Genomic DNA, 26,652 nt, shown 5'->3' with positions numbered 1-26,652 from the left:
CGCTCACCACTCGATCTCGGCGACTGGGACCGGATTCGGGTTGTCCTCGACCGAGCGGACCCGCGCGTCGTTGATGTGGATCACTCGGTCGGCCATCTTGGCCAGCGCCGCGTTATGGGTGATGATCAACACGGTCTTATTGTCGCGACGGCTGGCGTCTTGGAGCAGACCGAGCACCTGCTTGCCGGTCTCATAATCCAGCGCGCCGGTCGGTTCGTCACACAAGAGCAGCTTCGGTTTCTTCGCCAGCGCGCGGGCGATCGCGACGCGCTGCTGCTCCCCGCCGGAGAGCTGGGAAGGAAAATTATCCAACCGGGCGCCCAGGCCCACTTCCTGCAGGGTCGCAGTGGCGTCCAGGGCGTCTGAGACGATCGAGTTGGCCATCTCCACGTTCTCCTTGGTCGTCAGGTTCGGGATCAGGTTGTAGAACTGGAAGACGAAGCCGACCTGCTCGCGGCGGTACGCCGTCAGCTGCCGCTTGTTGAACTTGGCGATGTCGACCCCGTCGATGATCACTTGACCGCTCGTCGGCGTGTCCATCCCGCCGAGGATGTTCAGCACCGTCGACTTGCCCGCCCCACTCGGACCGAGGATAACGGTCAGCTGCCCGGCTTCACAGTCGAAGCTCAGGTCGTTGTTGGCGATGATCTCCGTTTCACCCATCTGGTAACGCTTGAATTCGTTGCGTACTTGAATATAACTCACGATTGCCTCCATTAATCACACACGTTGTTGGTATAATGACATTATGGTCGACCGCCGGTGTGGCGGCAACCGCCAATTTTGAACAGCTCGTCATCAATTAGACACTTTCGAACCGACTTGTCGGTTTGGTCAGGAGGCCCCATGGTCGGCACCAAAAACAATCGCCGCACGCAGTACACCCAGCAGCGCCTGCGCGCGGCCCTCATCCAGCTCTTGCAGTCGGAACCGCTCGAGAAGATCACTGTCACGCGGCTGTGCGCCGTGGCGGACATCAACCGCGGGACCTTCTATGCGCATTACCAAGACCCGCGCGACCTGTTCCAGACGGTCGAGCGCGACCTCGTCGCGACGATCGCGCCGATGATCGGCGGGCCGGACGGTGAGCTGACCGGCTGGCTGCCGGACGTGCTGGAGGTGATCCGGCGCGAAGAGGCCGCGACGCAGATCATCATTCGCAACCTCAGCGACTCGCCGCTACTGCAGACGATCCTCGACCCGATCCGCACGCGCACCATGGCGGAGTACCAGCGCTGGTTCGACGAGGACGACCCGGCGGTGCTCGCCTATTACTTCGAGTTCTGCCTCAGCGGTGCGGTCCACGTGATCACGACTTGGTTGCGCAGCGGCGCCAAGGAGACGCCGCTGCAGATCGCCACCGTGATCGGCAATATGGCCCCGGGCTGAGGCGTCTGCGCCCCGTTCACCCGACCGTTCTCGTATAATGAAGAGTGAAAGGAGTGGATAGCAATGACTTTAACGATCGGGATCCTAGTCGGGAGCCTGCGCGAAGGGTCCTACAACCGCCAGGCGGCCAAGGCCTTCGCCGCACTGCTGCCGACGGACGTGACCCCTGTCTGGCTGACCATCGGTGACCTCCCGCTTTATAACGAGGACTTGGACGCCGCGACCCCACCGCCTGCCTGGACCGCGTTTCGCGCGCAGGTCGCGGCGCTGGATGGCGTGATGTTCTTCACCCCCGAGTACAACCGCTCGGTGCCAGGCGGCCTGAAGAACGCGCTGGACGTTGGCTCACGCCCATACGGCCACAACGTCTGGGCCGGCAAGCCGGCCCTGGTGGTCAGCGTCTCCCCTGGGGGGATCGGCGGCTTCGGCGCGAACCATCACCTGCGCCAGGCGCTGACGTTCCTCGACATGCCGACGCTGCAACAGCCCGAGGCCTACATCGGCAACGTCGCCAACCTGCTCGACGACAACGGGCACTTCGTCGACGGGACCACCAAGTACTTCAAGCTGATCCTGACGGCCTACCTGGCGTTTTTGAAGAAGCTTCAGTGACCACCTGGCCTCAGCTGAGGGCAAAAAAAAACCGCCACATGGGCGGTTTTTCTTGTCTTACAGCTTGTTGACGTTAGCCGCCTGTGGGCCGCGGTCGGACTGTTCAACGTCGAAGCTTACAGCTTGACCTTCGTCAAGGCTCTTGTAGCCTTCGCCCTGGATAGCGGAGAAGTGAACGAAAACGTCCTTGCCGTCTTCACCAGTGATGAAGCCATAACCCTTATCAGCGTTGAACCACTTAACTGTACCTTGTTGCATTGTATGAATCTCCTTCATATTAAACCTATAGTGACGAAACAGCCGGTAATCAATGAAAGAAATCCATTAATGCCAAAACACATCTGGCTCTCAATTCATCTATCACGGTGACCCCAGTATAACACGTTCGCGCCAAAACACCTAATCATTTGTCGCCTAAATGCGCTTTCATGGTCTGAATCGCGCGGTTTGTCCCGCCTCGACCACGTCGGCGGGCAGGCGGGCGCCTTACCAGCCCTGGGCGAGCATCGCCGAGGCGACCTTCGTGAACCCGGCGATGTTGGCCCCAGCCATGTAGTCCCCGGCCACACCGTATTCCTTGGCTGCGGCGACGGATTCAGCGAACAGGTTCTCCATGATCGCCTTGAGCTGTCCGTCGACGACCGCGAAGCTATCGCTCATGCGGCGCGAGTCTTGGCTCATCTCCAGTGCGGAAACGGCGACGCCCCCTGCGTTGGCGGCCTTAGCCGGCCCGTAGAACAACCCGGCGGCGGCGTATTCGGCGATCGCTTCCGGCGTCGATGGCATGTTCGCCCCTTCGGCCACAGCGATCACACCGGCGGCCGCCAGGCGCTTGGCCTGCGCCGCATCGATCTCGTTCTGCGTCGCACACGGCAGCGCCACGTCGTACTTGAGGTCAGCGTCCCAGACACTGCCTTCATAGTAAGTCGCCGTCGGCACCGCCGCGGCGTAATCGCGCATGCGCCCGCGCTTCACTTCCTTGATCTCACGCAACGTGGCGACATCGATCCCGGTCTCATCGACCACGTAGCCGTTAGAATCGCTGGCCGTGATCACCTTGGCCCCGTACTCCTGCGCTTTTTGGATCGCGTAGGTCGCCACGTTCCCGGCCCCGGAGACGACGACCGTCTTGCCGGCCAGCGTCTGACCGTTCTCCTTGAGCATCGCCTCGGTGTAGTAGATCAGGCCGTAACCCGTCGCTTCGGGGCGGACCAACGACCCCCCGTAGCTCAAGCCCTTACCGGTCAGGATCCCACGTTCGGCCCCGCGCAGGCGCTTGTACATCCCGTACAGGTAGCCGATCTCGCGCCCACCGACGCCGATGTCCCCGGCAGGCACGTCGAGGTCCAAGCCGATGTGGCGCTGCAACTCGATCATGAAGCTCTGGCAGAACCGCATGATCTCGGCGTCAGACTTGCCCTTGGGGTCAAAGTCTGCCCCGCCCTTACCGCCGCCGATCGGCAGGCCGGTCAGCGAGTTCTTGAAGATCTGCTCGAAGCCGAGGAACTTCACGATCGACAGGGTCACGCTGGGGTGGAACCGCAAGCCGCCCTTGTAAGGGCCGATCGCGGAGTTGAACTGCACGCGGAACCCGCGGTTGACCTGCATGTGCCCTTGGTCGTCTTGCCAAGCGACCTGAAACTGGACCGCCCGTTCCGGTTCGGTGAGCCGGCCCAGAATGTTCGCCTTGATGTATTCCGGATGCGCCTCAAAAACCGGCGTGATCGTGTGTAAGAAGTTGCCGACCGCCTCTTGAAATTCGGGTTGGTTCGGGTCTCGACCCTCGACTGTTGCCTGGATCGATGCGATGTAGTCCGTTGCCTGCGTCATATGCTCACCTGTCCTTATGGGAATTTTGTCTTAGTTTACCACACTGACCGCCAGCCGGTCGCGCCGGCGCCAAAACGACACAAAAACGTCATTGTTCGGGTTTAGTCCCTCATCCTGGCCGAAGGCACCAAAGCCCTCACCGGCATGCATCCCGGTGAGGGCTTGGCGCGATCACGCGCGCGCCAGCGTGCCGACGGCTTCGACGATGCGCCGCGCAACGGTCGGGTTGTCCATCGTGTAGATGTGGATCCCCCGCACGCCGTGCACCAGCAGGTCGACGATCTGATCGATCGCATACGCGATGCCGGCGTCGCGCATCGCCGCCTTGTTGTCGGCGTAGCGCGCCATCATCGACGTGAATTTGGGCGGGAGCGTGACGCCGTTCATCGTCGCCATGTGCTCGATCTGGTGCAGGTTCAAGACCGGCATCACCCCCGCGGAGATCGGCACCGTGATCCCGGCGCACGCGGCACGCTCCTGGAACTGGTAGAACTGCTGGTTGTCGAAGAACAACTGACTGATCAACCAGTCGGCGCCGCTGTCCACCTTGGTGCGCAAGTGACGGATGTCCGCCACCACGCTCGGCGACTCCGGGTGGCCCTCTGGGTAACAGGCGCCGGCCACTGCAAAGTCACCGAACGCGTGAATGTGTGCGATCAGGTCGCTGGCGTGGGCAAAATCATTCGCCACCCGCCCACCGACGGGAATGTCGCCGCGCAGCGCCAGGAGGTTCTCGATCCCGCTGGCCTGGAACTCCCCCAACAGCTGATCGACCGCCGGTGTGCTCAGCTGCGCCGCGGGCAGGTGGGCGACGGGCTCGATCCCGTAAGTGTCTTTGAGCCGCGCGGCCAATTCAAGCGTACCGGCGCGGTGCGTCGTGCCCCCGGCACCAAACGTGACGGAGACGAAACCTGGCGCCAGATCGGCGATCGCGGCGACGGTGTCATCGATGCGCCGCAGGTCGGCCTGCGGGTCGCGCAGGCGCGGCGGGAAGACCTCAAAGGAGATCACCTGGCCTTCATTAAAGAGCTGGTTGACTTTCATGGACGAGTTCCTTTCGTACCTGCTGGGTCGCCGCGACCAAGTTGCGCAGGCTGGCCAGTGTCTCGGGTTCCTCACGCGTCTTCAAGCCGCAGTCCGGGTTGATCCAGACGTTCTCGACCGGCAGGCGGTCGAGGATCTGATGGATGATCCCGACGATCTCATCGACCGATGGCACGCGCGGGGAGTGGATATCATAGACCCCGGGGCCGACATGCGTCTCGAAGTGGGTCTCCTGCAGCACATCCAGGAGCGTCAGGTCGGCGCGCGCCGCCTCAAAGGAGATCACATCGGCATCCAAGGCGTCGATCGCGTCGATGATGTCGGCGAATTCGGAGTAGCACATGTGCGTGTGGATCTGCGTGGTCGGTTGGACTTGGGCAGACACCAAGCGAAAAGCCGGAACGGCCCAGTCGAGGTAAGCGGTGTACCAGTCTTTTTGACGCAACGGCAAATTCTCGCGCAGCGCCGGCTCGTCGATCTGGATGTAACGGATACCGTGGGCTTCGAGGTCCAGCGTCTCTTCGGCCAGCGCCAAGGCGATCTGTTCGGTGGACAGCTTCGGCGAGACGTCGGCGCGCGGGAACGACCAGTTAAGGATCGTCACCGGCCCCGTCAGCATCCCCTTGACCGGCTTATCCGTCTGGCTCTGCGCGTAGACCGTCTCCGCGACCGTGATCGGGCGCGTGCGGGCAACGTCGCCCCAGATGATCGGCGGCTTCACGCCACGGGTCCCGTAAGACTGGACCCACCCGTTCTCGGTAAAGCGGAAGCCCGCAAGGTTCTCGCCAAAATACTCGACCATGTCGTTGCGTTCAAACTCCCCGTGCACCAGCACGTCCAGCCCCAGCTCCTCCTGCAGACGCAACCAGCGCCGCGTCTCCGCGTGGTTGAACTCAGTGTAGGCGGCTTCGGTGATCGCCCCTTTGCGCAGCTGCGCGCGGTTCTTGCGTACGGCCGCCGTCTGCGGGAAGGAGCCGATCGTCGTCGTCGGCAGCACCGGCAGGCCCAGCGTGTCCGCTTGCTCACGCAGGCGCAGGCTGCGCGCTGGTTCACGCTTGTAATCCGCCGGGGTCAGCGCCGCGATCTTCGCCGCAATCACGGGGTCTGCGGCTACGCGCGGCGTCGCGAACAGCTGCTGGTTGGCCGCAAAGGCCGGGCTGGCCGTGCCGTGGGCGCGGATCTCGTCTAGCTCCGCCAGCTCGGTCAGCTTCTGCTCGGCAAACGCCAGGTGCGCGAGCTCGCTCGGCGCGATCTGCGTCTCGTTGGCCGTGGTGTATGGCACGTGCAGCAGTGACGTCGAGGTCGACAGGATGATCAGCTCGGTCGCCTTGCGCAACGCGTAGTAGGTGTCCAGGACCGTCTGGTAGTTGCTCCGCCAGATGTTCTTACCGTTGATCAACCCAGCGAACAGCACCTTGTCGCTCGGGAAGCCCGCCGTGACCAGCCGCAGGTTCTCCGTGCGGCCTTCGACGAAGTCCAGCCCCAGGCCGTCAAAGGCCAGCGTCGTCAGCGTCGCGTAGGAATCCCGCACGTCACCGAAGTACGTCTGAAGCAGGATCTTCGCGTCACCCTTGGCCGCTAGCAGTGGCGCGTACAGGTCGTGGAACAGCGCCAAGTCCGCATCGCTTTGGTCGAACACCAGCGCGGGTTCGTCGATCTGGATCCACTCGGCCCCCAAGGCCACAAGCTTGGCGAGGATCGTCGTGTACGCCGCGACCAGGGCCACCGTGAAGTCGCGCGGCGTCCGCCCGTCGAGAAAGCGGCTCAACCGCAACAGGGTGTACGGCCCGACCAGGCTCGGCCGGGCGTTGAGCCCTTGCGCTTTGGCCTCTTGGAACTGGTCGAACAACTGCCAGTCCCCGACCGTGATCGTCGTGTCTTGGTCGAATTCCGGTTGCAGGTAGTGGTAGTTGGTGTTGAACCACTTCTTCATCGACAGCGCCTTGACGTCCCCCGCCGGGCCTTGATAGCCGCGGGCCAACGCGAAGTACTCATCGAGCGGCGCCAGGCCCAACGCCTGGTAGCGCGCCGGCACGATGTTCAGCAAGAAGGCGGTGTCCAGCGTCGTGTCGAAGAACGAGAAGTCACCGGTCGGGATCTGGTCGAGCCCGGCCGCCTGTAGCGTCGCCCAGTTGGTGCGGCGCAGGGTCGCGCCAGTCGCCTGCAGGTCCGCAGCCGTGATCGCCTGTTTGAAATACTTCTGCGTCGCGAACTTCAATTCACGGTGTGCACCGATACGTGGATAGCCGATAATCGTTTTTGTCATGAGTGTTCTCCTTTTTTTGAGCGACGAAAAAGCGCCGCCCCTGCTGCACACGAATGTGTGCAACAAGGACAGCGCCGCTGTGATACCACCTTGGTTCGCCGCCAGCTCACGCTGACGGCCTCGATCGGTCCGGCCCCAAAAAGCGGGCGAGACCCGAACGCTGTAATGGGCGTCCCCATGGGGCCCTAACCGAAGCTCGGATCCCAAGCGTAACCAAGACCATCTTCGGGTCGCCGATCATACTGCTTCTCATCCAACGCAGCTCGCTGTGATCACCGGGGAGACCCTACTCATCTTTTAATCGCTCTTTAATATTTATCTCAGTGTACCCGCATCGCGGGGCCCTGTCAACACATCCGCGCGATTTTTATCGTCACGGCCTCGTCAGTGCCCCTGATCACTCAGTGCCGAGTGGCGGATGCGATAGGCAAGGTAGACGATCAACCCGATCAGGAACCACCCGCCCGAGTAAAGCTTGGCCTGAATGTCCAGCCCGAGGAACACCACCAATGCGCCAAGGAACGCCAGTGCCGGCATCACGGGGTACAACGGCATTTTGAACGCCGGATCCGCGATGTCTTGGCCTTCACGCGGGCGCAACCGGTAGATCCCAAGCGAGACGAACATGAACGCGATCAGCGTCCCCGCCGAGATCAGCTGGGCCAGGAACTTGAACGGGAAGAACGCCCCGATCACCACACCGATCACCGACAGCACGGCCAGCGCGTGGTTCGGCAGGCCCTTGCCCGGTGTCAGTTGACCGAGAAAGCGTGGCAGCATGCCATCGCGCCCGAAGCTGTACAGCAGGCGCGAGCCGGCCATCATCATGCCGATCAACGCGGTGAACATCCCGACGACCGCCACGGCTTCGATCACCGTCGCCGCGCCGGTGAACCCGGCGTGACGCAGCGCCCAGCCGACCGGATCCGCAACGCTGGCGTAGTGATGGTAGTGAAACATCCCGACGAGGACCAAGGAGACCGCCATGAACAGCGTGACCGCGATGATCAGGCTGCCGATGATACCACGGGGCATGGTTTTGGCCGGGTCCTTGGCCTCGGCCGAGTTGGCGGCGATGGAATCAAAGCCGATGTACGCGAGGAAGATCATCGAGACCCCAGCATAGATCCCGCGCCAGCCGCCGAACGCCGTCCCGTCCGGATTCAGGTGAAACGCCGGGATGAACGGCGTGTAGTGCTCAAGGTGCAGCTGCGTCACGCCGATCCCGACGAAGGCGAGGATCGCGATGACTTTGAGCACGACCAGAACGTTTTCGACCCGCGCTGCTTCGGCCACCCCGCGCGACAGCAGCACCCCGACGAGGACGATCACGCCGACCGCAACGAGGTCAACGACCCCACCGGCTGTGCCCAGCGGATTGCTGAGGCTGGCGGGCATCGTCCACCCGAACGTCGTCAGCAGGCCGCGGAAGTTGGCCGACAGCCCCGATGCGACGAAGGCGACGGCGATGAAGTACTCCGCCAACAGCGCCCACCCGGCGATCCAACCGAAGATCTCCCCGAAGACCACGTTGATCCACGAGTAGGCGGATCCGGCGAACGGCATCGCCGCGGCCATCTCCGCGTAGGCGAAGGCGACTAACCCGGCGACCACCGCCGCCAGCAGGCAGGACAGCGCGACCGCCGGCCCGGCGTGATCGGCCGCCACCACCCCTGGCAGCGTGAAGATCGTGGTCGACACGATCGTCCCGACCCCCAGCGCCAGAAAATCCTTGATGGTCAGCACCCGTGGCAAGTGAGAATCTTTATCCTCATACACGCCTGGATCTTCCCTCAGGGTCATCCGCTTCAATAGCCCACGTAACACAACTCGTCCTCCTGCTCTGCCCACCACGTCATTCACGAAGCGGGAATTTTGCGCCCAAGCGCACTCATCGTAGTGTTCCATGAACCGTCAGCCTTGTCAACCGCGCCCGACCAAAAAAACACCAGCCTGCGGTCACCCGCATGCTGGTGTTCTAACGTTCGATCGATCAGTGTGCCCGCTTCCGGGAGAAGAATGCGCCGACTGCGGCCAGGCCTGCGATCATCGCAGTCCCGAGTGCCGCGATCAGTGTCGCCTTCTGCTCGCCAGTCTGCGGCAGCGCCTGCTTGGTCGTCCGGTTGCCACGCTGACTCGGTGCGCCGGTCGTTGCGGCCGCCGCCCCAGTCTCATCGGCTGGTGTCGTCTTCGCTGGCGTAGTAGCGGCGCGGCCGGTCCCGGTGCTGGTGGTGTTGCCATCGCCGTTATCGGTCGACGTCCCCTCGTCGGTGGTGTCACCTTCGCCGTCATCGGTCGACGTCCCCTCGTCGGTGGTGTCACCTTCGCCGTCATCGGTCGACGTCCCCTCGTCGGTGGTGTCACCTTCGCCGTTATCGGTCGGCGTCCCCTCGTCGGTGGTGTCACCTTCGCCATTATCAGTCGACGTCCCCTCGTCGGTGGTGTCGCCTTCGCCGTCATCGGTCGACGTCCCCTCGTCGGTGGTGTCACCTTCGCCGTTATCGGTCGACGTCCCGTCGTCGGTGGTGTCACCTTCGCCGTTATCGGTCGACGTCCCCTCGTCGGTGGTGTCACCTTCGCCGTTATCGGTCGACGTCCCCTCGTCGGTGGTGTCACCTTCATCGGGGTTAGTCGGGTCGGTCAGGGCCACGGCGATCGTGGTGCTGTCGCTAGGCCCCGCATCGGTGGTGGCGCGGAACGCGATCGTGGCGTCTGCGGTCACCTTAAGCGGCTCGGTGTACGCCTGCCAGCTCTCACCACCATCTGTGCTGTAGGTGATGGTCGCGCCGTCTTCTGCGGTCGCCGTCAGCGTCGCCTCAGTATTCGCCGCGTTGCGCGTGTCGGTCACGGTCGGTGCGGCCGGTGCGGCTGGCGTGGCCGGGGTCGCATCGCCGATGTTATCGATGGTCTGCTCGACCGCATCAGACGCGTTGCCGTAGCGGTCGACGGTGCGGAACAGGTACGACCCGTTCGATGCCGCCGTGACGCCAGAGCGGTAGCTCTGCCAGGTCATGCCACCATTGGTGCTGTACTGGATCGTGAAGGTATCATTGGTTGGTGCGTCCGCTGGTTTTTCACCCTGCGTCGCTTTGATAGTGACAGCCGTTTGACCTGGGTCCGTCGAGCTCAGCGCCAGCGTCGGTGCGGCCAGCTTGTCAGTCGCGTAGTAGAACACGGTGTAGCTGTCCGAGCCAGAGTTCCCCATTTCGTCGGTGTCGGCGATGTTCAGATCGTTTTCGCCTTCGGCCAGCGTCATGTGGTAGGTCTGGGTGATGGTGTCGACGTCGCCTTTTTCTTCCGCGATGACGTCATCATCTTGGGAGGCGTAGATGGTCGTCCCGCTCAGGGTGACGTAGTAACCGGCGCCCTTCTCGTACGTCAGCACGACGTCTTGTTCCGCCTGGTTCGTGTAAACCGTCGCCGGCAGGTCTTCCCCATCGGTGCTGGTGATCGTCGCAGTCGGGGATTCCGTGTCGATCAGGAACTGGACAGAACCCGTCGACAGGACACGCTGGGTCGTATCGTCGCTGTAATTGCCGCTGCCGTCATCCACGTCATTCGTCGCGGTCAGCGGAACAGAGACAACGCGCGCCTTATCCTTGCTCAGCGGGAAGGTCAGCGCAAATTCATGCGTCGCCGTATCGTAGTAGCCCTTGCCGTCTGCCGCAGCCTGCGCTTCAGCCGCAGTGCGGTGTGGCAGCTCGAGGGTCCCAGTGCCGGTCCCTTCACCATCCGGATCAAGGTAGATGTGATCCGCCTGGTCGCGGACCTTCCCGGAGATCGTCGCCTCTCCAGTCTCGGCATCGTAGAAGTTCCCGATCCCCATGATCCCGAAGACCATGGAGAAGACGCCGCCCCCAGCGAAGTTCGAGGTGATCAGGTTGTAGCCGAAGCTTAGCCCGTCGGACAGAACGAATTCGTCGGACGGATCGAGTTGCGTGTTCCCGTCGGCGGTCGACTTGACCGTGGTGGACACGTTCTTGGTCGTCCCGTACTTATCCTTGACGTAGAAGACGACCGTCGAGCCACCGAACGTGTTCGGCACGGAGGTATCGAAGTTGCCGTCTTTATCCATGTCGGTCGTGACCTCGACGGCTTCGCCGGTGGTCTTGCCGCCCGTCATGCTGAGCACTTCCTTGCCCGTATCGTTTTGTGAGCGATCTGCAGTGACGATGTAGTAGATCTTCTCGACGTTCTCCGGGTTCGAGACCTTGCCGGTGAACTCGGTGAAGGCCTGGTCAGTGTCAAACGCGGTCTGGTCAAGGGTCAGCGCGGAGCTGATCACGTCGCCTTCAGTGCTGATCGTCTTCAGGACATTCTTCTTCAGCACGTCAGAGGTGAAGACCCACTGGCCGTCGCTTGGTAGCTTGACGTCGGCCGTGAACGACCCATCGTCGGCGATCTTCGCCGGGGTGCCGTTGATGTACAGCTTGTCACCGCTGTAGTAGCCGGTGACCCGGTACTGGTAGTACTCGTCGCCGGTCAGCGAGTTTTTACCTTCGGTCAGGGCTTCCATGCTGCTGTTGAAGCTCATGCCGGCGTACAGATCGGTGACAGACAGATCTTGAACTTCACCCACCTGCAGGCGATCGGTGCTCGAGCCGAAGTTCCCTGCGTTATCGTAGGCCCCGACCTGAATGTCGTTGGTCCCTTGCTGCAGGTAGCTCGCCTGCTCGTCTGTCAGCGTGATGTCGATGTCTTGCGACTGATCATTGCTGGTCTGGTCCAGCGTGTAGTCATAGGTCTCGACTTCGCCGTTGACGGCGATCGTGACGATCGAGTTGCTGTCCAGGCCGGCGTAGTCGTCTTGGATCGTCGCCTTGATGTGGGTCTTGCCCTGGGCGTCCTTGTACAGGCTATCCTTATCGAAGGTCGCGGTCGGCGCAACGCTATCGACCTTGATCGGCATCACGACCGTCTGGCTGGTGCCGTTGTCAGCGGCATCCCCGTCTTCGTCAGACCCATCCCCCATGGACTCGGCCTTCAGCACGTAGTAGTACTGACCGTCCGGCACAGAGGTGGAGACCCCGTTTGTGAAAATGGTCCCGTCCCAATCTGCGTATTCGTGCAGGTTGTTGAAGCTGTAGCCTCCCAGCTTGAGGTAGTAGTCATTCGCATACAACACGGTCTTGAGGGCTTCGTCGATGTAGTACAGGTTCTGCAGTTCCTTCGCGTCCGCGCTCTTGGTCGGATCCGCGTCGTAGATCGACACGGTGACGTTCTTCGCGTTGCGGTACATATAGTAGTTCGCGTAGACCTGGTGCTTCTCAGACGCGACATCAGTCGACATCGCGACATTGTCCTCGTTAATGGTCTGACCATCCTGGCTCAACCCCAGGGCCACGAAGTTCTCGTCCGACAGATCGGTCGGTGCCCCGTCGTTGACGTAGTAGCCGATGTAGGTCTCCCGCGCCAGGTCGCTGGCGTCGGTCGTGCCGGTCTTGGCGATCGCCACCGCGTCCCAGTCACCGTAGTAGCCCATGTACGGCACGGACAGGTCCGGTGCCGCCTGCGTGTCGTCGCTGACCGTCGAGAAGTTGAGGTACCCTTCGACGTATGATTGGGTCGCGCTGGTCCCCAGGTCTAAGTCGATGTTGACGGCCACGCTCTTGCCTGGCTCGACGGCGATCGTGCCAGTCTTGCCGTCGTATGCCGCGCCGTTCGCCCCATCGACGGACAGCAGCTTGGTCGACGCGGTCAGGATCGGTTGATCGTAGGCGGCTTGGCCGGTGCTCTCGTCCGCCGCGTTGCGGTAAACGGTGCTCGGGCTGAACTTGTACTTGGCCGTCTTGGTCCCGATATTCGACAGATAGACCGTGATCGTATTGTCTTGGTTCTTGATCTCATGCAGCGCCACGCTCCCGGTCGTCGAGCCGGTGCCGGTCGCCAGGACTCGGCTCCCCAGCGCCGCATTGACGTCGACTTCCCCGGCCCCTTGCTGACGCACGGAGGTGATCGCCTGGTGGGCGGTGTCCGTCAGCGGCTTGGCGGTGTTCTGTAGGATGGTCTTGATGACGTCAGAAACCGTCGCCGTCTGGACCTTAGTCGCTTCTTCTGGATCGACGACTTGGTTCGTCTGGTCACTATAGTCCGCGGCGGTGATATCGATCCCGTTGTGCGAATCGATGATCCGCTGAGCGAACGCGGCCAGGCCAGAATCCAGGCCATTGACGATCGATTCATCGATCGAGTTGGTGACGATCAGCCCATCCTCACGCAGCGCCTGCATCACCAGCGCGGACGCCCCGGCGATATACGGGGATGACATCGAGGTCCCACTCATGTTCTGGTAGCTGTCCTCGTTGGCCAGCGACCAGATGCTGCCCCCTGGCGCGGTGATGTCTGGCTTGAAGTCCAGCGTCGACGTGGCCCCGAACGAGCTGAAGTACGAGATGCCCCCACCGTTCTTGGTCGGCGTCGTCTGAGTGATCTTGGCGAAGGAGAAGGTATCGGTCGTCGTGCCGCCCGGGGTCCAATCCAGCTGCTTCAACAGCGCCAGCCCAGTGTTGTTCTTGAGCACCAGGGTCGGGATCCCTTCACTGATCCCGTACGAGGCAGGCGTGTCGTTCAAGGAGGCGTCGTTGTCGATGAAAATGACACCGACCGCACCCTTGAGCATCGCGTTCTTCGCTTTTTCGGCGAATGTGACCCCGTTACCACGGGAGATCACGGCGATCCGCCCCTTGACGGCCTTGTTAAAGTCACTCGCGGTCCCGTAGCCCGGCATCGTTTCGCCTTGGAACGTGTCATCCGTCCCGCTGATGCTGGTCGACGCGTTATCGGCGAAGAAGAGTTGCTTGCCTTCGAACGTGCTGATCACATCCGCACTGAGCGTGGACTGCTGCATCCAGATTCGGTCTTCGAAGAGGTCCTTGCCAGTCGTCTTGTCCGTAATGGTCCAGGCGCGGTCAGTCGTCGTGATGTTATCCGAGCTCGCCACGGTGATCGCGTTCGCGGAGGTCGCCGGGCTACCCATGGAGCTGCTATCCGGGTTGGAATCAGTCAGCACATTGGTCGCGTCATCGGAATCCGTGGCCCCGGAGTTCCCGGCAGACAAGACCGGGACGACCCCAGCAGCAGCAACGGCGTTGACCGCTGCTTGTTCCGGTGAGTTGTCCTGGTTGGCGGCCAGGGTCCCCATCGACATGTTGACCACATCGGCCCCCAGCGTGACGGAGTCTTCCAGCGCTTCGATGATCATGTCATCATAGTTGATCGAATCGGAGTTCGAGAAGACCTTCATGTCCAGCAGTTGGGCTTCCGGGGCGACCCCTTGAACGTAATCATCGCCGCTGCCGTCATCATGCCCGTTGGCCGCAACGATCCCCGCGACGTGCATCCCGTGCATCTCGGACGTCCCGTTGTCCCAGACGACCTCGGATGTCCCGTCTACATAATTGTAGGCGTATGGGACCTTATCGCTGTACCACTTGCCGTGACCCAACTTGGCGATCGCGGTCTCGGCCTGAGACTGGGAGATCTTCGCTTGCGCTGGATCGGTGAGCGTCAGATCCTTGTGGCTCGGATCGATGCCGCTATCGATGATCGCAACGACAGTCCCTTCACCCTTCAGCCCGTATGTTTCCTGCGCCTGGGTCACCTGCCCGATCGTGCTGGAGCCGGTGTCTTGCTTCTCCACAACAGACGAGACGCTGACACTCTGCACGCCCTTGATCTGCTCGATGGCTTTGGCCTGCGCGACTGTCCCGTCGATCGAGAACCCGTTGATCACGTAGCCGTACTCCTGCGCGACCTGATTGCCCGTGAGTGCCTCGACCTGCGCCTGGATGCTCGCCTGATCAGCGATCACGGCCTGCGACGCCGCCTCGACGGCCGCCACGTTGTCCGCGGAACCATCGGAGGCCCCCAGCGTATCGATCGCCGCGTCGGCCTTCAGGGTCACGATCAAGCGCACCTGCGCGTTCTTGAGTGTTTTGGCGCTCATGTCCGCCGTGTCGGCGCCAGTTGCGGCCAACTGCGCGGCCGCCTGATCGGTCAGTGTGGCCGCCGACTTCGCTTGCGATGTGGCTTGCTGCTTCGCCTTAGCGGCCGCGATCTTCTGGTTCGTCGCTTTTTTCAGCGCCGCCTCCAGCTTGCTCTTGCTGGCGGTCAGCGTCTTGACTTGCGTCGTTGCGGCGCTGACGACCGCTTCGGTGAACGGTAAACTGTTCGAAAATGCCGAAAAGATCACTGTACTAAGCAGCACGGCACTGCGGGCGCCCTTCATAGCTTTGTGTTTCATCTACTTCCCTCATTCCTCGGTCTGATCATGGCGAACTCGTCGCCGGTCCTCAACAGCAACTCGATGGTCTTTTTTAGGTGCCGGTTCATCTCCTTAGCGAGATTAGAACTCACTGTGTGTTTATGGCATTATATATCACTTAATTTTAATAATACAAGTATAATTTCAAATTTAAGTCATGCTTTTTTGGACCGCGTCGACCCCTTGCACGTTGACCGTGGGGTCCAACGTCTGCACCGGATCTAATGTTCGTGTATTCCGCATCGCGCCTTGTCAAGACAAGGATCGGCTGCTGTCATCTTATTCGTTTCCAGGCACTTAGCAAGCGCCTAGTTGCCTGTTTCAGACGTTCAGCCCGCGCAACCATGTTGTTATTTAGCCGATTTTAATATTCTCATTTTTAAGCAATGTTGCATAATTTAATTTTAATCTAATAGTGCCGGATCAACCTAAATTCACATTGCGTCCACGCAAAAAAACTGGGACGATGGTCAGACTCGTCCCAGGTCTTGATCATTATTCGAGTGTGTCTCACCGGCGCCTACTTGGAGGCCACTGCCTCCACGGTGACCGGTTGGTTCTTGCCTTCTGCCCGGGCCACCGCCGCCTTAATGTCGACCGGCTGCCCCTTCTTCAAAGCGTCATGGTACTCCGCAGTTGCGGTGAACAGCAGGTCGGACGCCGAATTGACGGCGGTCTCGACCGAATCCTGGATCACGCCGATGATGAAGCCGATCCCGACCACCTGCATCGCGATGTCATTGCTGATGCCAAACAGACTTGCGGCCATCGGAATGATCAGCAGCGACCCCCCGGCGATCCCCGACGCCCCGGTGGCCGCCAACGCGGTCAGCACGCACAGGATCAGCGCCAGCGGGAAGGAGACGTGGATCCCCAGGGTCGCACACGCGGCTAGGGTCATCACTGACACGGTGATCGCCGCCCCACCGGAGTTGGCCGACCCGCCAAGCGGGATCGACACGGAGTAAGACTCCTTGTTCAACCCGAGGTCCTCACTGGCCTTCAGGTTGATCGGGATATTCACCGCCGAGCTGCGGGTGAAAAAGGCGGGGATGCCCGAGACCTTGAGCGTCCACAAGGTCAGCGGATACGGGTTCTGGCGCGTCATCACCCAGACCATCGCCGGGTAGACGACCAAGTAGACGAACGCCATCGTCCCGACCAGCACCAAGACCAGTTGCCCGTACTTCGCGACCCCGGCGAACCCGGACTCGCTGATGGTGGTGTAGATCAGCCCCGCGATCCCGAACGGCGCGCATTCGATCACGAGCTGCGCAACATTGGTGATCGCGCCGGAGACCTCGGTGATCACGCGCCGGGTCTGGGTGCTGGTCAGCCGCAGGGCAAACCCGATCATCAGGGCCCAAAACAGGATCGAGAGGTAGTTCGCGTCGACGATCGCCGCCAGCGGGTTGCCGACCGCATTCGTCAAAAGGTCCGAGATCACTTTGCCCAGGCTCTGAGGCGCCCCACCGGCGACCTTGGCCGCCTCTGGCAGCACCAAGCGCACGGGGAACAGCCAGGAAGCCCCGACTGCGGCGAACGCGGACAGAAGCGTCGCGGTCAGGTACATCACGATCACGCTGCCGAAGTGGTTCTCGCCCCCCTGCTTGTAGCCGGACACGGCGGACATGATCAGGAAGAACACCATGACCGGCGCGATGCCCTTCAGCGCGCCCACGAACAGCGACCCCAGGATGCCGATGCCTGACCATGTCGGCAGGAGCACCCCGAGCAGGGACCCGACGACTAGGCCGATCAGGATCCGGACGATCAACGATACACTGCGATACTTAGCAAACATAAGACGCGCCTCCTCAGTGAGATGATGTGCTTCATCGTACACGAAATGAATACATTTGTCTAGCGTTAACGAACAAAAAGTTCGCGGTCTGTCGACACCTGTTCGTCGCGGAGGCGCAATCTAGGGCCTAACGGCGGTCACCCCGACTCACGGTAGGCGCTTAGCATACCCGCCCGCTCCATCCCTTGACCACCCATTGCCGCCAATTCACACCGAATTCTTCGGATTTACCACCGATCTGGCCGGTCCGACTCGTGATGGTCCGGAAAGTAACCCCTCACATTAACCGACTGATGGCGCGCGTTCGGTCAAACAAGGCCTCGCCGGGTCAACTTCACCACCACTAAAGTTAGCCTGTTTTGTGAGCATGCAAGTGTTCGGGTGATCAGCGGCCCGCACGGACCCGTCAAGCGAAGACCGGGCCTGGCCCTTGTACTGGCGCTTGGCATGACGGATCAGTAATTGGCGTCAAAAAAGCCCTGCGCCCCACTGATCAGCGGGACGCAGGGCGGCGGTCAATCGAACACCATCTGGTTGTGGTACAGCTCCGCGTAGAAGCCGTCGGCGGCCAGAAGCGCCGCATGTGTGCCTTGCTCGATGATGCGGCCGCTTTGAAGCACGACGATCTTGTCGGCGTTCAGGATGGTCTTGAGCCGGTGGGCGATCACGAAGCTTGTGCGCCCCTGGATCACGTTGTCCATCGCGGCTTGGATCTTCGCTTCGGTCACCGTGTCGACGTTGCTGGTCGCCTCATCGAGGATCAGCAGACGCGGGTCGGTCAGGATGGTCCGGGCGATCGACATCAGCTGTTTTTGCCCCGCGGAGAAGACGCTTTGCTCGTCGCTGACCCGCGTCTCGTAACCCTGCGGTAGCCCGCTGATGAAGTCATGGATGTTGGCCTGCTTAGCCGCCGCGATCACGCGGTCCATACCGGCCGCCGGCGCACCGAAGCGGATATTATCTGCGATCGTGCCGGAGAACAACTGCGGATCCTGTAACACGATCCCAACGTTGGCCCGCAGGCTCGCCAGGGTGAAGTCGCGGATGTCGGTGCCATCGAAGGTGATGCGCCCGGAATCGACGTCATAGAACCGGTTCAGCAGGTTCATCACCGTGGTCTTGCCGCTGCCGGTCGGCCCGACCAAGGCGACCATCTCGCCCTTGGCCACGTCGATGGAGACGCCGTGCAGGATCTCCTTGCCCGGCAGGTAACTGAAGTGGACGTCTTCGATCGCCACCCCGCGCTGGAGCCCGTCGAGCACCTGGCCCTCCGGGACCGCGAGCTCATCCGGCTGGTCGCGCACCTCGGACACGCGGCGCGCGCCGGTGATCGCCAGCTGGATCATGCCGTACAGGCTCGTCAGCGTGGTCAGCGGCTGGTAATACTGCTGGGCGTAGTTGACGAAGACGACGACCAGCGCCAAGGCGGCGCCGACTTTCATCTGCCCGTTCAAGGCCAGCCAGGAGCCAAAGAAGATCACGATCGCCGTGTTCAGGAGCGACATCCCCGCCATCAGGGGCATCAGGACCCCGGACCAGATCTGGCCCTTCAAGGCGGAGCGGCGGACCTTGGCGTTGTACGGCGCGAAGCCGCGCACCGAATCCTGCTGCAGGCCGTTGGTGATCAGGACCTTTTGGCCGGTCACCTGTTCGTTGATGTAGCCATTCATCGCCCCGATATCGGTCTGCTGCTGGTTGACCGCCACGCTCGCCTGCCGCATCACGACCGCCGCCGCCCCCAACGCCAGCGGCGTCGAGGCGATGGTCACCCAGGCCATCTGCACGTTTTGGTCGAACATCATCAGAAGGATCCCGACCAGCTGCGCGATCGCCAAGAAGATGTCGATCAGCGCCTGGTTCAGCGCGTTGAAAATATTATCCAGGTCACTCGTGTACCGCGCGAGGATGTCGCCATCCGTGTGCTGGTCGAAGTACTGGACCTTCATGCGCTGCATCTTACGAAACAGCCCGACACGCATCGTCCCCGTCGAATACGCCGTGATGCGCGCGAGGATCCAGCTTGCCACGAACAGCGCGCTGGCGTCTCCCACGTAGAGCAGCACGTAGGTGATCAGGGTGCGGTGGAAACTGGCGAGGTCAGCGCTCGCCCGTGTCACTGGGTCATTCCAAAGCTGGAGGTAATCGGTCAGCTGGGTGATCGCCCGCCCCAGGTACGTCGGCGCGACCACGATACACCAGGTGCTGATGCCGATCAGGATCGCCGTCGCGATGAACCCCTTCCAATACCGCGCCAGGTAGTGAGCGTAGTACTTGCCTGCATTGCGAATGTCTGCCATCAGTGCTGGCCTCCTTCCTTCGCCTTTTGGGTCGCATAGATCTCTTGGTAGACCGGGTTGGTCGCCGCCAGCTCACGGTGCGTGCCGGTCCCGACCACGCGGCCGTTGTCCATCACGAGGATCTGATCGGCGCGCACGATCGAGGCGATCTTCTCGGCGATCACCACCGTCGTCGTGTGCGTCAGCTCGCGGTCGAGCGCCTCTTGCACCAGCTTCTCCGAGCGGGCGTCCAAAGCGCTGGTCGCGTCATCGAGGATCAGGATCTCTGGGTCTGCGATCACGCCGCGCGTGATCGCCAGGCGCTGCTTTTGCCCGCCCGAAAAATTGGCCGAGCGCTCCTCGACTGGGGCGTCGTAGGCCTCCGGTAGGCGGTCGATGAACTCGGCCGCCTGGGCGATCTCCGCCGCCCGGGCCATCACGGCCGGGGTCGCGTTGGGCTGCACTTGCTGCAGGTTGCTGGCGATCGTACCTGAGAACAGCGTCGAGCGCTGCAGCACATAGGCGACCGCGTGGCGCAGCGTCGCCTCGGGCAACTCGCGCACATCGACCCCACCGACCAAGACCCGCCCGCGTTCTGGATCATACAGCCGCGCGATCAGCTGCGCCAGCGTGGTCTTACCACTACCGGTCGCGCCGACGATGCCGACCATCTCCCCCGCCTTGGCCGTGAAGGAGACGTCCTCAAGCGTCGGGCGGGTGTCACCAGGGTACGTGAAGGTCACGTGTTCGAAGGTGACGTCTCCCGCCACCTTCGCCGGGCCGGCAGGCACGAACGCCATGCTCGGCTGGTGGTCGAGCACCTCGTGGATCCGCCCCATCGAGATGAACGCCCGTGAGGCGAAGGTCATCATGAACGCGCCGTTGATCACGGCGAACAGGATCTGAGTCAGGTAGCTGGTAAAACTGGAGATCGCCGCTAAATACGTCGGGTGCGCGGTCAGGTGTGCCCCGACGAGGTAGACGCTGCCCGCCACGGCGATGTTCGCCGTCAGAAAGAAGATCGGCATCAAGACGGCGAACATCTCCCCGATCTTGGTGGTCACATCCCGCAGGCGGTCAGAGGTCTGGGCGAACTGCGTGATCTGGCTGTGTTCCTGCACGAAGGACTTGACGACGCGGATCCCCATCAAGTTCTCACGCGCCAGCGTGTTCACGTCCTCCAGGTCCTGTTGCGTCTGAGCGAACAGCTTGCTCATCAGCTTGAACGTCACCACGGCAGTCGCAACGATCACGATCATCATCAGGGCGATCACCCACCACTGCATCGGCATCGTGATCAGCGCCAGCGCCAACGCCCCCGCGAACACCAGCGGGATGCGGGCGACTTGCTGGAACGTCGCCATCACCACCTGCTGGATCTGGTTGATGTCGTTAGTCATCCGCACCACCAAGTTCGACGCCGAAAAGGCTTCCACGTCGGCGTACGCAAACGTCTGCACGTGGCCGTACAGGTCCGTGCGCAGATCGGTCGCGACATTCAGCGCGAGGCGCGCCGAAAACACGGTGTTGGCGATCCCGGCCGCGATCCCGAGCACCGCTAACCCGATCAACCCCAGCCCGTGGTTGAACACAGTCGTTTTGTCCTGCGCCATGATTGCTTCCATCACCGTCTGCAACAACCGCGGCTGCCACAGGGTGGCGAACACCTGGAGGACCACGGTCAACGTCGCCAAGATGGCATCTCGCTTATAACGCCCAATGTATGGGATCAGTATCCTCATCGTACCCTCCTTGAATTTTCCTCTAGTCCTTCCAGCCTACGCGAATTCGCGCGTCGACGCAAGGGGACCGGGCCAAACTGGGGCGATAACCGAAAAGCGGCTGAATCATCATCAACGACTCACAGTCGATGCCCGACAATGCCTGACCAAGACGAGACAAAATCCAACTCCCATGCTAACGCCTATCTGCGCGTCACTCACTGCGTTAGACCGGGCAACGCAAGCCGAATAAGCGACAATGCCTGCAAAACCCAAGCTCGGGTCTCACAGGCATTGTCGCTTATCCACTGGGCTAAAACCGCATTGGGTCTCAGCCGCCGGTCAGGCTCATCGCGTCAGAACTTAGCCGCGGCGCCGGCCGGCACGCGGACCAGGTCACGGGCGACCAAGCGCTCGGCGATCTGGACGGTGTTCCAAGCCGCGCCCTTCAGCAGGTTATCGGAGACCACCCACAGGTTATACGCCCCTGGCGTCTCCAGGTCGGGGCGGATGCGGCCGACGAACGTGTCGCGGCTGCCTTCGGCGTTGAGCGGCTGCGGATAGGTCTGCGTCGCCGGGTCGTCCTCGACCACGACGCCGGGGGCGGCCGCCAGCGCCGCGCGCAGCTCATCCGCGCTTGGGGTCTGGCCTGCGCCGACTTCGAACCAGACGGACTCGCCGTGACCGATCGGCACCGGGACACGTACACAGGTCGCGGTGACCTTGATCGCCGGGTCGTCCATGTCCCCGAGCATGATCTTCTTGGTCTCGTGGATCATCTTCCACTCTTCGTGCGTGTAGCCATCGGCCTCGAACACGTCGATCTGCGGCAGCAAGTTGAACGCCAGCGGGTAGTGGCGCTTGTCCCCCTTGACCGGCAGCACGCTGGCGGTCATCGCCTCGCCTTTCAGGTAGGCCTGCGCCTCATCGCGCAGCTCCTGGATCGCGCTTTGGCCCGCCCCGCTCGCCGCCTGGTAAGTCGAGACCACGATGCGGCGCAGGCCGTACTTGGCGCGGATCGGCGCCAAGGCGACCATCATCTGAATAGTCGAGCAGTTCGGGTTGGCAATGATGCCGTTATGGTCGACCAGCGCGTCCTCGTTGACCTCGGGCACCACCAGCGGGACGTCCGGGTTCATCCGAAAGAAGCTGGTGTTGTCAACGCACACCGCGCCGCGGCGCACGGCCTCGGGCAGCAGACGCCCGGACACGCTGCCACCGGCACTGGCGAGCACCAAGTCGACCCCGTCGAACGCCTCAGGGGTCGCAACGGTCACGGTGACCGGCTCACCGCGAAACTGCAGGACTTTGCCCGCCGAACGCGGGCTGGCCAGCAGGCGGACCGCCGCCACCGGGATCGTAGATTGTTCAAGTTGCTGGATCAAACGCGTCCCGACTGCCCCGGTGGCCCCGAGGATCGCAACGACATAGGCATTTTTGCTCATACTAAGACTTCCTCATTCTTGATGTGCGCGCACGAAGCGCTGGATGCGGGCCGCCGCTTCCGTCAAGGCGGCGGTGCTGGCGGCGTAAGACAGGCGGATGTGGCCGGCGCCACCGGGGCCGAACACCGACCCCGGGACGACGCCGACGCCGGCCTCTTGGGCCAGTGCGTCGACGAAGGCGACATCGTCTTGCCCGAACTGCGCCGGGAGCTGGGCGAAGATATAAAACGCCCCGGCCGGCGTCGGTCCACTGAAGCCCACCGCGGTCAGCGCCGTCAGCATCAGGTCGCGGCGCGCTTGGTACTCGGCGCGCATGCGGGCGGCGTCTTGGCGGCCGTCAATCAGCGCAGCCTCCGCCGCCTTCATCATCGGGCTGGCCGCACAGGTGACCAGGAATTGGTGCATTTTGCCCACTAAGGCGATCAGTGCGGCCGGGCCGGCCAGGTAGCCGATGCGGTAGCCCGTCATCGCGTGGGACTTCGAGAGTCCCGAGATCAGCACCGTCTGGGCCGGCAACAGCGCCCCCAGGCTCAGGTGCGGGGTCTCGTAGCTCAGCTCCGCGTAGATCTCATCGGACAACACGACCAGGTCGGTCTGCTCAAGCACCGCGACGAGTGCCTCGAGCTGCGCGTGCGTGTAAGTCGCCCCGGTCGGGTTGCTCGGGTAGTTCAAGACGAGGCCCTTGGCGTCCGGGTGCGCCGCAAGCGTCGCCTGAAGCCGGGCCGCCGTCAACACATACTCTGGCGCCGTGTCGACCAGCACGAGGTTCAACCCGGCGATGCGCCCGACCGCCTCGTAAAGCGGAAACGCCGGCGTCGGGATGATCAGGGTGTCACCGGGGTTGAACAACCCGGCGATCGCCGCGTGGATCCCTTCCGTCGCCCCGACGGTCACGACGACTTCTTGCTCAGGGTCGTAGTGGGCCTGGAAGCGCTCTGCGAGGTAGTCGGCGATCGCCTGACGCAGGCTGAGGTAGCCGAACGATGGCGCGTAATGCGACCAGTCTGCCGCGATCGCTGCTTGCGTGGCCGCCTTGATGTGCGCCGGCACCGCAAAGTCCGGCTCACCCAGCGTCAGCTTAATGAGCCCCGGGATCGCCGAGAGTTTAGTGTCCACCGCGCGGATCGCGCTGGGGGGCACTGTCGCCATCGCCCGGTTGCCCAGGCCCGTGAGGCTCGCTTTGAGTTCTGGCATACGTCCTCCTTTGGCCTACAACAGGCGGTCCAAACCGACGGTCAATGAGTCCGGCAGGTGCTGGACGTGGCGTAGCGCCAGCGCGACGCCGCCCATGAAGCTCGAGCGGTCGAACGACACCTGCGACACCGTCAGGCTTTCGCCCGGGCCGCCGAAGTACACTTCCTCTTGCGCGACGTAGCCCGGTAGGCGCAACGCGTGCACCGGCACGTCATCGATCCACTCCCCGCGCGCCGGCGCGTCTTGGTGCGGCGCCAGCGGGGCGGCCTTGCGCGCAGCGCTGATCGCCTGCGCCGTAGCCCGGGCGGTGCCGGATGGCGCGTCGAGCTTATCACTGTGGTGTGCCTCGACCACTTCGGCGTCCGGGAAGTACTGGGCCGCCTTGGCCGCAAACTGCATCATCAGCACGGCCGAGATCGCAAAGTTCGGCACGATCAGGATGTGGCGCCCCTGCTGCTGGGCCAGCTGGCCCAGCGCGTCAAAGTCGGCAGGGGTCATCCCGCTGGTGCCGATCACGGCGTCCATGCCGTGCGTCAACGCGTACTCGGCGTTGACCCGCGCGGCAGCTGGGACGGTGAAGTCCAGCCAGACATCCGCGGTCACCGTGATCGCGTCTAGGCGCTGGAACACGGGAAACGCCGCCGTGTCGGCCTCACCGTTCGCCAGCCCGGCGACCACCTGCAGATCCGCTGTCCCCGCGATCATCTGGGTCACGGTCTTGCCCATTTTGCCGAACACACCGGCGATCAATACTGTTGTCATGGTCAGTCCTCCAAACTCGTCATCACCTGCGCCTGCTCCGCGGCCGTCAGCGGCACCAGCGGTAGCCGCAAGTAGTTCGCCAGCTCCCCGCGGGCAGCCAACACCGCCTTGACCGGCTCCGGCGACGGGAACGCGAACAGCGCGTTCATCCGCGGTGTCAGCCAGGCCATCGCCTGCGCCGCGGCCGCGTGATCCCCGGCGCGTTCCGCTTCGATCATCGCATGCATCTCCGGGCCGTACAGGTGCGACGCCACGGAGATCACCCCGCGCGCCCCAGCCTGGATCGCCGCCAAGGTCTGGTCATCTTCGCCGGTGTACACGGCAAAGTCGCTCGGCGTGTGGGCGACCAGCCAGGCGAGGTCTTCCGCGGTGGTGCACTGCTTGACGCCGCCGATGTTCGGGTACTGGGCCAGCGTCGCCAGCGTCTCGTTGGTCACCGTGACGACCACGCGCCCGGGGATGTTATAGATGATCACCGGCTTGCTGGACGCGTCCGCGATCGCCTCGAAGTGGGCGATGATGCCCGCCTGGCTCGGCTTATTATAGTAGGGCGTGACCGCCAGCACCGCGTCGACACCTGGCAGCGCGCTGAACTCGCGGGCCGTTGCCGCCGATTCACGCGTGTTGTTCGTACCGACGTTGGCGACGATGCTGGCGCGGCCAGCGACCTGGGCGATCACGTGGGTGACCAGCGCGTGCTTCTCGTCGTGCGTCAACGTCGGGGACTCCCCCGTTGTCGCCCCGACGACAAAGCCGTCGGTGTGAGCCGCGATCAGCCGGTCGACCAACGCGTCGAGCGCCGGCCAATCGATCTCATCCGTTGCGGTGAACGGCGTGACGAGCGCCGTTAAGATCGTCGCATGTTCAATCATTGGTTTCCTCCTTAACTTGGGGCATCCCCATCCGGTGGCGCAAAAACCCGACCAACGCGTCGACCCCCGGGCTCAGCGCGGCTTCGTCCGGTGCCAGCGCGGCATCGTGCAAGGCGTGGGCGGGATCATTGACGCCCAGCCACACCATCGTACCTGGGAACTGCTGGAGCAAGAAGCCGAAGTCCTCACCGGTCATCGCCGGCGCGCTTTCGGCCCAGTCGACCCCTGGGGTCTGTTGCATGTAGGCGATCAAGTCCGCCGTCTGCGCCGGCGCGTTTTCGACCGGCATATAGCCGCCTTGGATCAGCTGCAGGTCGACGGCCACGCCGTAAGTCGCGCCGATCCCGTCTGCGATCGCCCGGACGCGCGCCTGCATCATCTCGATGTCGGTCTGGCGAAACGCGCGGATCGTGCCGTCGAGGTGCGCACTGTCGGCGATCACGTTGCCGATCGTGCCGGCATGCAGCGCCCCGATGGTGACGACACCGCCGCGGACCGGGTCGACATTGCGCGACACGACCGTCTGCACTTGCATCACGAAGGCCGCCGCCGCGACCAATGCGTCCGTCGCCTGATGCGGGAAGGCCGCGTGACCACCACGCCCGGTCAAGGTCAGGTGGATCTCCGTGGTCCCGGCAAACAGCGTGCCTTGCCGTGTGGCGATCTGCCCCGCCGGTCGCGCCGGGTCGTCGTGCAGCCCGTAGAACTCATCCGGGCGCCACTCACCGGTGAAGGCACCGGCGTCGAAGGTGCGCTTGCCACCGTACTCCGCCTCCTCCGCCGGTTGGAAGAAGAACAGCAGGTTATCCTTGGGCTGGTGCTGGGCAAAATGGTGCAGGATGCCCAGCGCGACGGTCATGTGCACATCGTGCCCGCAGGCGTGCATCACGCCGGGATGCGTGGAGGCGTAAGGCAGGCCCGTCGCCTCCGCCACGGGCAACGCGTCGATGTCCGTGCGGTAGCCGATCGTGCGCGTCGGCGCCGTGCCGGCCAGCCGGACCAGCAACGCGGTGGGCACCGCGGGCACCGTGCGGATCTGCATGAACGGCGTCGCCCAGGCCGTGATCTGCTTGCGCAAGTACGCCTGCGTCTGCGTTTCGTGTAGCGCCAGCTCCGGGATCCGGTGCAAGTCGCGCCGGATCTCGCGTAGCGCCGTGTCAGTCAGTTCTGCCAT

At 62.8% G+C, this 26,652-nt stretch carries 17 protein-coding genes; 2 read left to right on the top strand and 15 right to left on the bottom strand.

Features of this window, described 5'->3' with window-relative positions; translation table 11 throughout:
* Nucleotides 1-3: 3 nt before the first annotated feature.
* Nucleotides 4-705 (bottom strand): ATP-binding cassette domain-containing protein, encoded by a 702-nt coding sequence (locus HII33_RS02900; RefSeq protein ID WP_179394295.1) that lies wholly within the window; start codon nucleotides 703-705, stop codon nucleotides 4-6.
* A 141-nt stretch (nucleotides 706-846) separates the two neighbouring features.
* Here HII33_RS02900 and HII33_RS02895 point away from each other — a divergent pair, with 141 nt between their 5' ends.
* Both HII33_RS02895 and HII33_RS02890 read left to right on the top strand, forming a co-directional pair.
* Nucleotides 847-1,389, top strand: coding sequence for a TetR/AcrR family transcriptional regulator (locus HII33_RS02895; protein WP_179394294.1), 543 nt, complete (start codon nucleotides 847-849; stop codon nucleotides 1,387-1,389).
* Between the two features lie 63 nt (nucleotides 1,390-1,452).
* Nucleotides 1,453-2,001 carry an NADPH-dependent FMN reductase gene (locus HII33_RS02890; RefSeq protein ID WP_179394293.1) on the top strand — a complete coding sequence of 183 codons (549 nt, stop codon included), beginning with the start codon at nucleotides 1,453-1,455 and terminating at the stop codon, nucleotides 1,999-2,001.
* A 57-nt stretch (nucleotides 2,002-2,058) separates the two neighbouring features.
* Here HII33_RS02890 and HII33_RS02885 read toward each other — a convergent pair whose 3' ends face one another.
* From HII33_RS02885 to HII33_RS02820, 14 genes are all read right to left on the bottom strand, one after another.
* Nucleotides 2,059-2,259, bottom strand: coding sequence for a cold-shock protein (locus HII33_RS02885; RefSeq protein WP_179394292.1), 201 nt, complete (start codon nucleotides 2,257-2,259; stop codon nucleotides 2,059-2,061).
* A 228-nt stretch (nucleotides 2,260-2,487) separates the two neighbouring features.
* Nucleotides 2,488-3,831: an NADP-specific glutamate dehydrogenase gene (gdhA, locus tag HII33_RS02880; RefSeq protein ID WP_179394291.1), complete on the bottom strand. Its 1,344-nt coding sequence runs from the start codon at nucleotides 3,829-3,831 to the stop codon at nucleotides 2,488-2,490.
* Between the two features lie 171 nt (nucleotides 3,832-4,002).
* Nucleotides 4,003-4,875 (bottom strand): methylenetetrahydrofolate reductase, encoded by an 873-nt coding sequence (locus tag HII33_RS02875; protein WP_179394290.1) that lies wholly within the window; start codon nucleotides 4,873-4,875, stop codon nucleotides 4,003-4,005.
* Nucleotides 4,853-7,141: a 5-methyltetrahydropteroyltriglutamate--homocysteine S-methyltransferase gene (gene metE / locus HII33_RS02870; protein ID WP_179394289.1), complete on the bottom strand. Its 2,289-nt coding sequence runs from the start codon at nucleotides 7,139-7,141 to the stop codon at nucleotides 4,853-4,855. Before metE ends, HII33_RS02875 begins: the two co-directional genes overlap by 23 nt.
* 384 nt (nucleotides 7,142-7,525) lie before the next feature.
* Entirely contained in the window at nucleotides 7,526-8,944 is a 1,419-nt protein-coding gene (locus HII33_RS02865; protein ID WP_246287305.1) for an APC family permease, read from the bottom strand.
* A 190-nt stretch (nucleotides 8,945-9,134) separates the two neighbouring features.
* Nucleotides 9,135-15,383, bottom strand: a complete 6,249-nt coding sequence (locus HII33_RS02860; RefSeq protein ID WP_179394287.1) for a S8 family serine peptidase — start codon at nucleotides 15,381-15,383, stop codon at nucleotides 9,135-9,137.
* A 541-nt stretch (nucleotides 15,384-15,924) separates the two neighbouring features.
* Nucleotides 15,925-17,208, bottom strand: a complete 1,284-nt coding sequence (gene sstT, locus HII33_RS02855) for a serine/threonine transporter SstT (RefSeq protein WP_179394286.1) — start codon at nucleotides 17,206-17,208, stop codon at nucleotides 15,925-15,927.
* 515 nt (nucleotides 17,209-17,723) lie between these two features.
* A complete protein-coding gene (locus tag HII33_RS02850) occupies nucleotides 17,724-19,505 on the bottom strand; it encodes an ABC transporter ATP-binding protein (protein ID WP_179394285.1) in 1,782 nt (593 codons plus the stop codon).
* Nucleotides 19,505-21,226, bottom strand: coding sequence for an ABC transporter ATP-binding protein (locus HII33_RS02845; RefSeq protein WP_179394284.1), 1,722 nt, complete (start codon nucleotides 21,224-21,226; stop codon nucleotides 19,505-19,507). The genes HII33_RS02850 and HII33_RS02845 overlap by 1 nt, the downstream gene beginning before the upstream one ends.
* A 335-nt stretch (nucleotides 21,227-21,561) precedes the next feature.
* On the bottom strand, nucleotides 21,562-22,650 hold the full coding sequence (locus tag HII33_RS02840) for an aspartate-semialdehyde dehydrogenase (protein WP_179394283.1): 1,089 nt from the start codon (nucleotides 22,648-22,650) through the stop codon (nucleotides 21,562-21,564).
* A 12-nt stretch (nucleotides 22,651-22,662) separates the two neighbouring features.
* Nucleotides 22,663-23,844 carry an aminotransferase class I/II-fold pyridoxal phosphate-dependent enzyme gene (locus HII33_RS02835; RefSeq protein ID WP_179394282.1) on the bottom strand — a complete coding sequence of 394 codons (1,182 nt, stop codon included), beginning with the start codon at nucleotides 23,842-23,844 and terminating at the stop codon, nucleotides 22,663-22,665.
* A gap of 15 nt (nucleotides 23,845-23,859) precedes the next feature.
* Entirely contained in the window at nucleotides 23,860-24,606 is a 747-nt protein-coding gene (dapB, locus tag HII33_RS02830) for a 4-hydroxy-tetrahydrodipicolinate reductase (protein ID WP_179394281.1), read from the bottom strand.
* Between the two features lie 2 nt (nucleotides 24,607-24,608).
* The gene (gene dapA / locus HII33_RS02825; protein WP_179394280.1) at nucleotides 24,609-25,478 is read right to left on the bottom strand and encodes a 4-hydroxy-tetrahydrodipicolinate synthase; all 870 of its coding nucleotides are present in this window, start codon (nucleotides 25,476-25,478) and stop codon (nucleotides 24,609-24,611) included.
* Nucleotides 25,471-26,652 carry an N-acetyldiaminopimelate deacetylase gene (locus HII33_RS02820; protein WP_179394279.1) on the bottom strand — a complete coding sequence of 394 codons (1,182 nt, stop codon included), beginning with the start codon at nucleotides 26,650-26,652 and terminating at the stop codon, nucleotides 25,471-25,473. The genes dapA and HII33_RS02820 overlap by 8 nt, the downstream gene beginning before the upstream one ends.

The organism is Lacticaseibacillus absianus (assembly GCF_013407595.1).
In the GTDB taxonomy this organism is placed as follows: domain Bacteria; phylum Bacillota; class Bacilli; order Lactobacillales; family Lactobacillaceae; genus Lacticaseibacillus; species Lacticaseibacillus absianus.
Note: the sequence above shows the minus strand (reverse complement) of the source record. Positions and strands in the feature narration are given on the sequence as shown.

Excerpts from the sequence above, each read along its gene's own strand:
- HII33_RS02835 (WP_179394282.1), bottom strand. The coding sequence starts at position 23,844 with ATGCCAGAACTCAAAGCGAGCCTCACGGGCCTGGGCAACCGGGCGATG.
- HII33_RS02865 (WP_246287305.1), bottom strand. The coding sequence starts at position 8,944 with ATGACCCTGAGGGAAGATCCAGGCGTGTATGAGGATAAAGATTCTCAC.
- HII33_RS02860 (WP_179394287.1), bottom strand. The coding sequence starts at position 15,383 with ATGAAACACAAAGCTATGAAGGGCGCCCGCAGTGCCGTGCTGCTTAGT.
- sstT (WP_179394286.1), bottom strand. The coding sequence starts at position 17,208 with ATGTTTGCTAAGTATCGCAGTGTATCGTTGATCGTCCGGATCCTGATC.
- dapB (WP_179394281.1), bottom strand. The coding sequence starts at position 24,606 with ATGACAACAGTATTGATCGCCGGTGTGTTCGGCAAAATGGGCAAGACC.
- HII33_RS02840 (WP_179394283.1), bottom strand. The coding sequence starts at position 22,650 with ATGAGCAAAAATGCCTATGTCGTTGCGATCCTCGGGGCCACCGGGGCA.
- HII33_RS02875 (WP_179394290.1), bottom strand. The coding sequence starts at position 4,875 with ATGAAAGTCAACCAGCTCTTTAATGAAGGCCAGGTGATCTCCTTTGAG.
- gdhA (WP_179394291.1), bottom strand. The coding sequence starts at position 3,831 with ATGACGCAGGCAACGGACTACATCGCATCGATCCAGGCAACAGTCGAG.
- HII33_RS02845 (WP_179394284.1), bottom strand. The coding sequence starts at position 21,226 with ATGAGGATACTGATCCCATACATTGGGCGTTATAAGCGAGATGCCATC.
- HII33_RS02890 (WP_179394293.1), top strand. The coding sequence starts at position 1,453 with ATGACTTTAACGATCGGGATCCTAGTCGGGAGCCTGCGCGAAGGGTCC.
- HII33_RS02820 (WP_179394279.1), bottom strand. The coding sequence starts at position 26,652 with ATGGCAGAACTGACTGACACGGCGCTACGCGAGATCCGGCGCGACTTG.
- HII33_RS02850 (WP_179394285.1), bottom strand. The coding sequence starts at position 19,505 with ATGGCAGACATTCGCAATGCAGGCAAGTACTACGCTCACTACCTGGCG.
- HII33_RS02885 (WP_179394292.1), bottom strand. The coding sequence starts at position 2,259 with ATGCAACAAGGTACAGTTAAGTGGTTCAACGCTGATAAGGGTTATGGC.
- HII33_RS02895 (WP_179394294.1), top strand. The coding sequence starts at position 847 with ATGGTCGGCACCAAAAACAATCGCCGCACGCAGTACACCCAGCAGCGC.
- dapA (WP_179394280.1), bottom strand. The coding sequence starts at position 25,478 with ATGATTGAACATGCGACGATCTTAACGGCGCTCGTCACGCCGTTCACC.
- metE (WP_179394289.1), bottom strand. The coding sequence starts at position 7,141 with ATGACAAAAACGATTATCGGCTATCCACGTATCGGTGCACACCGTGAA.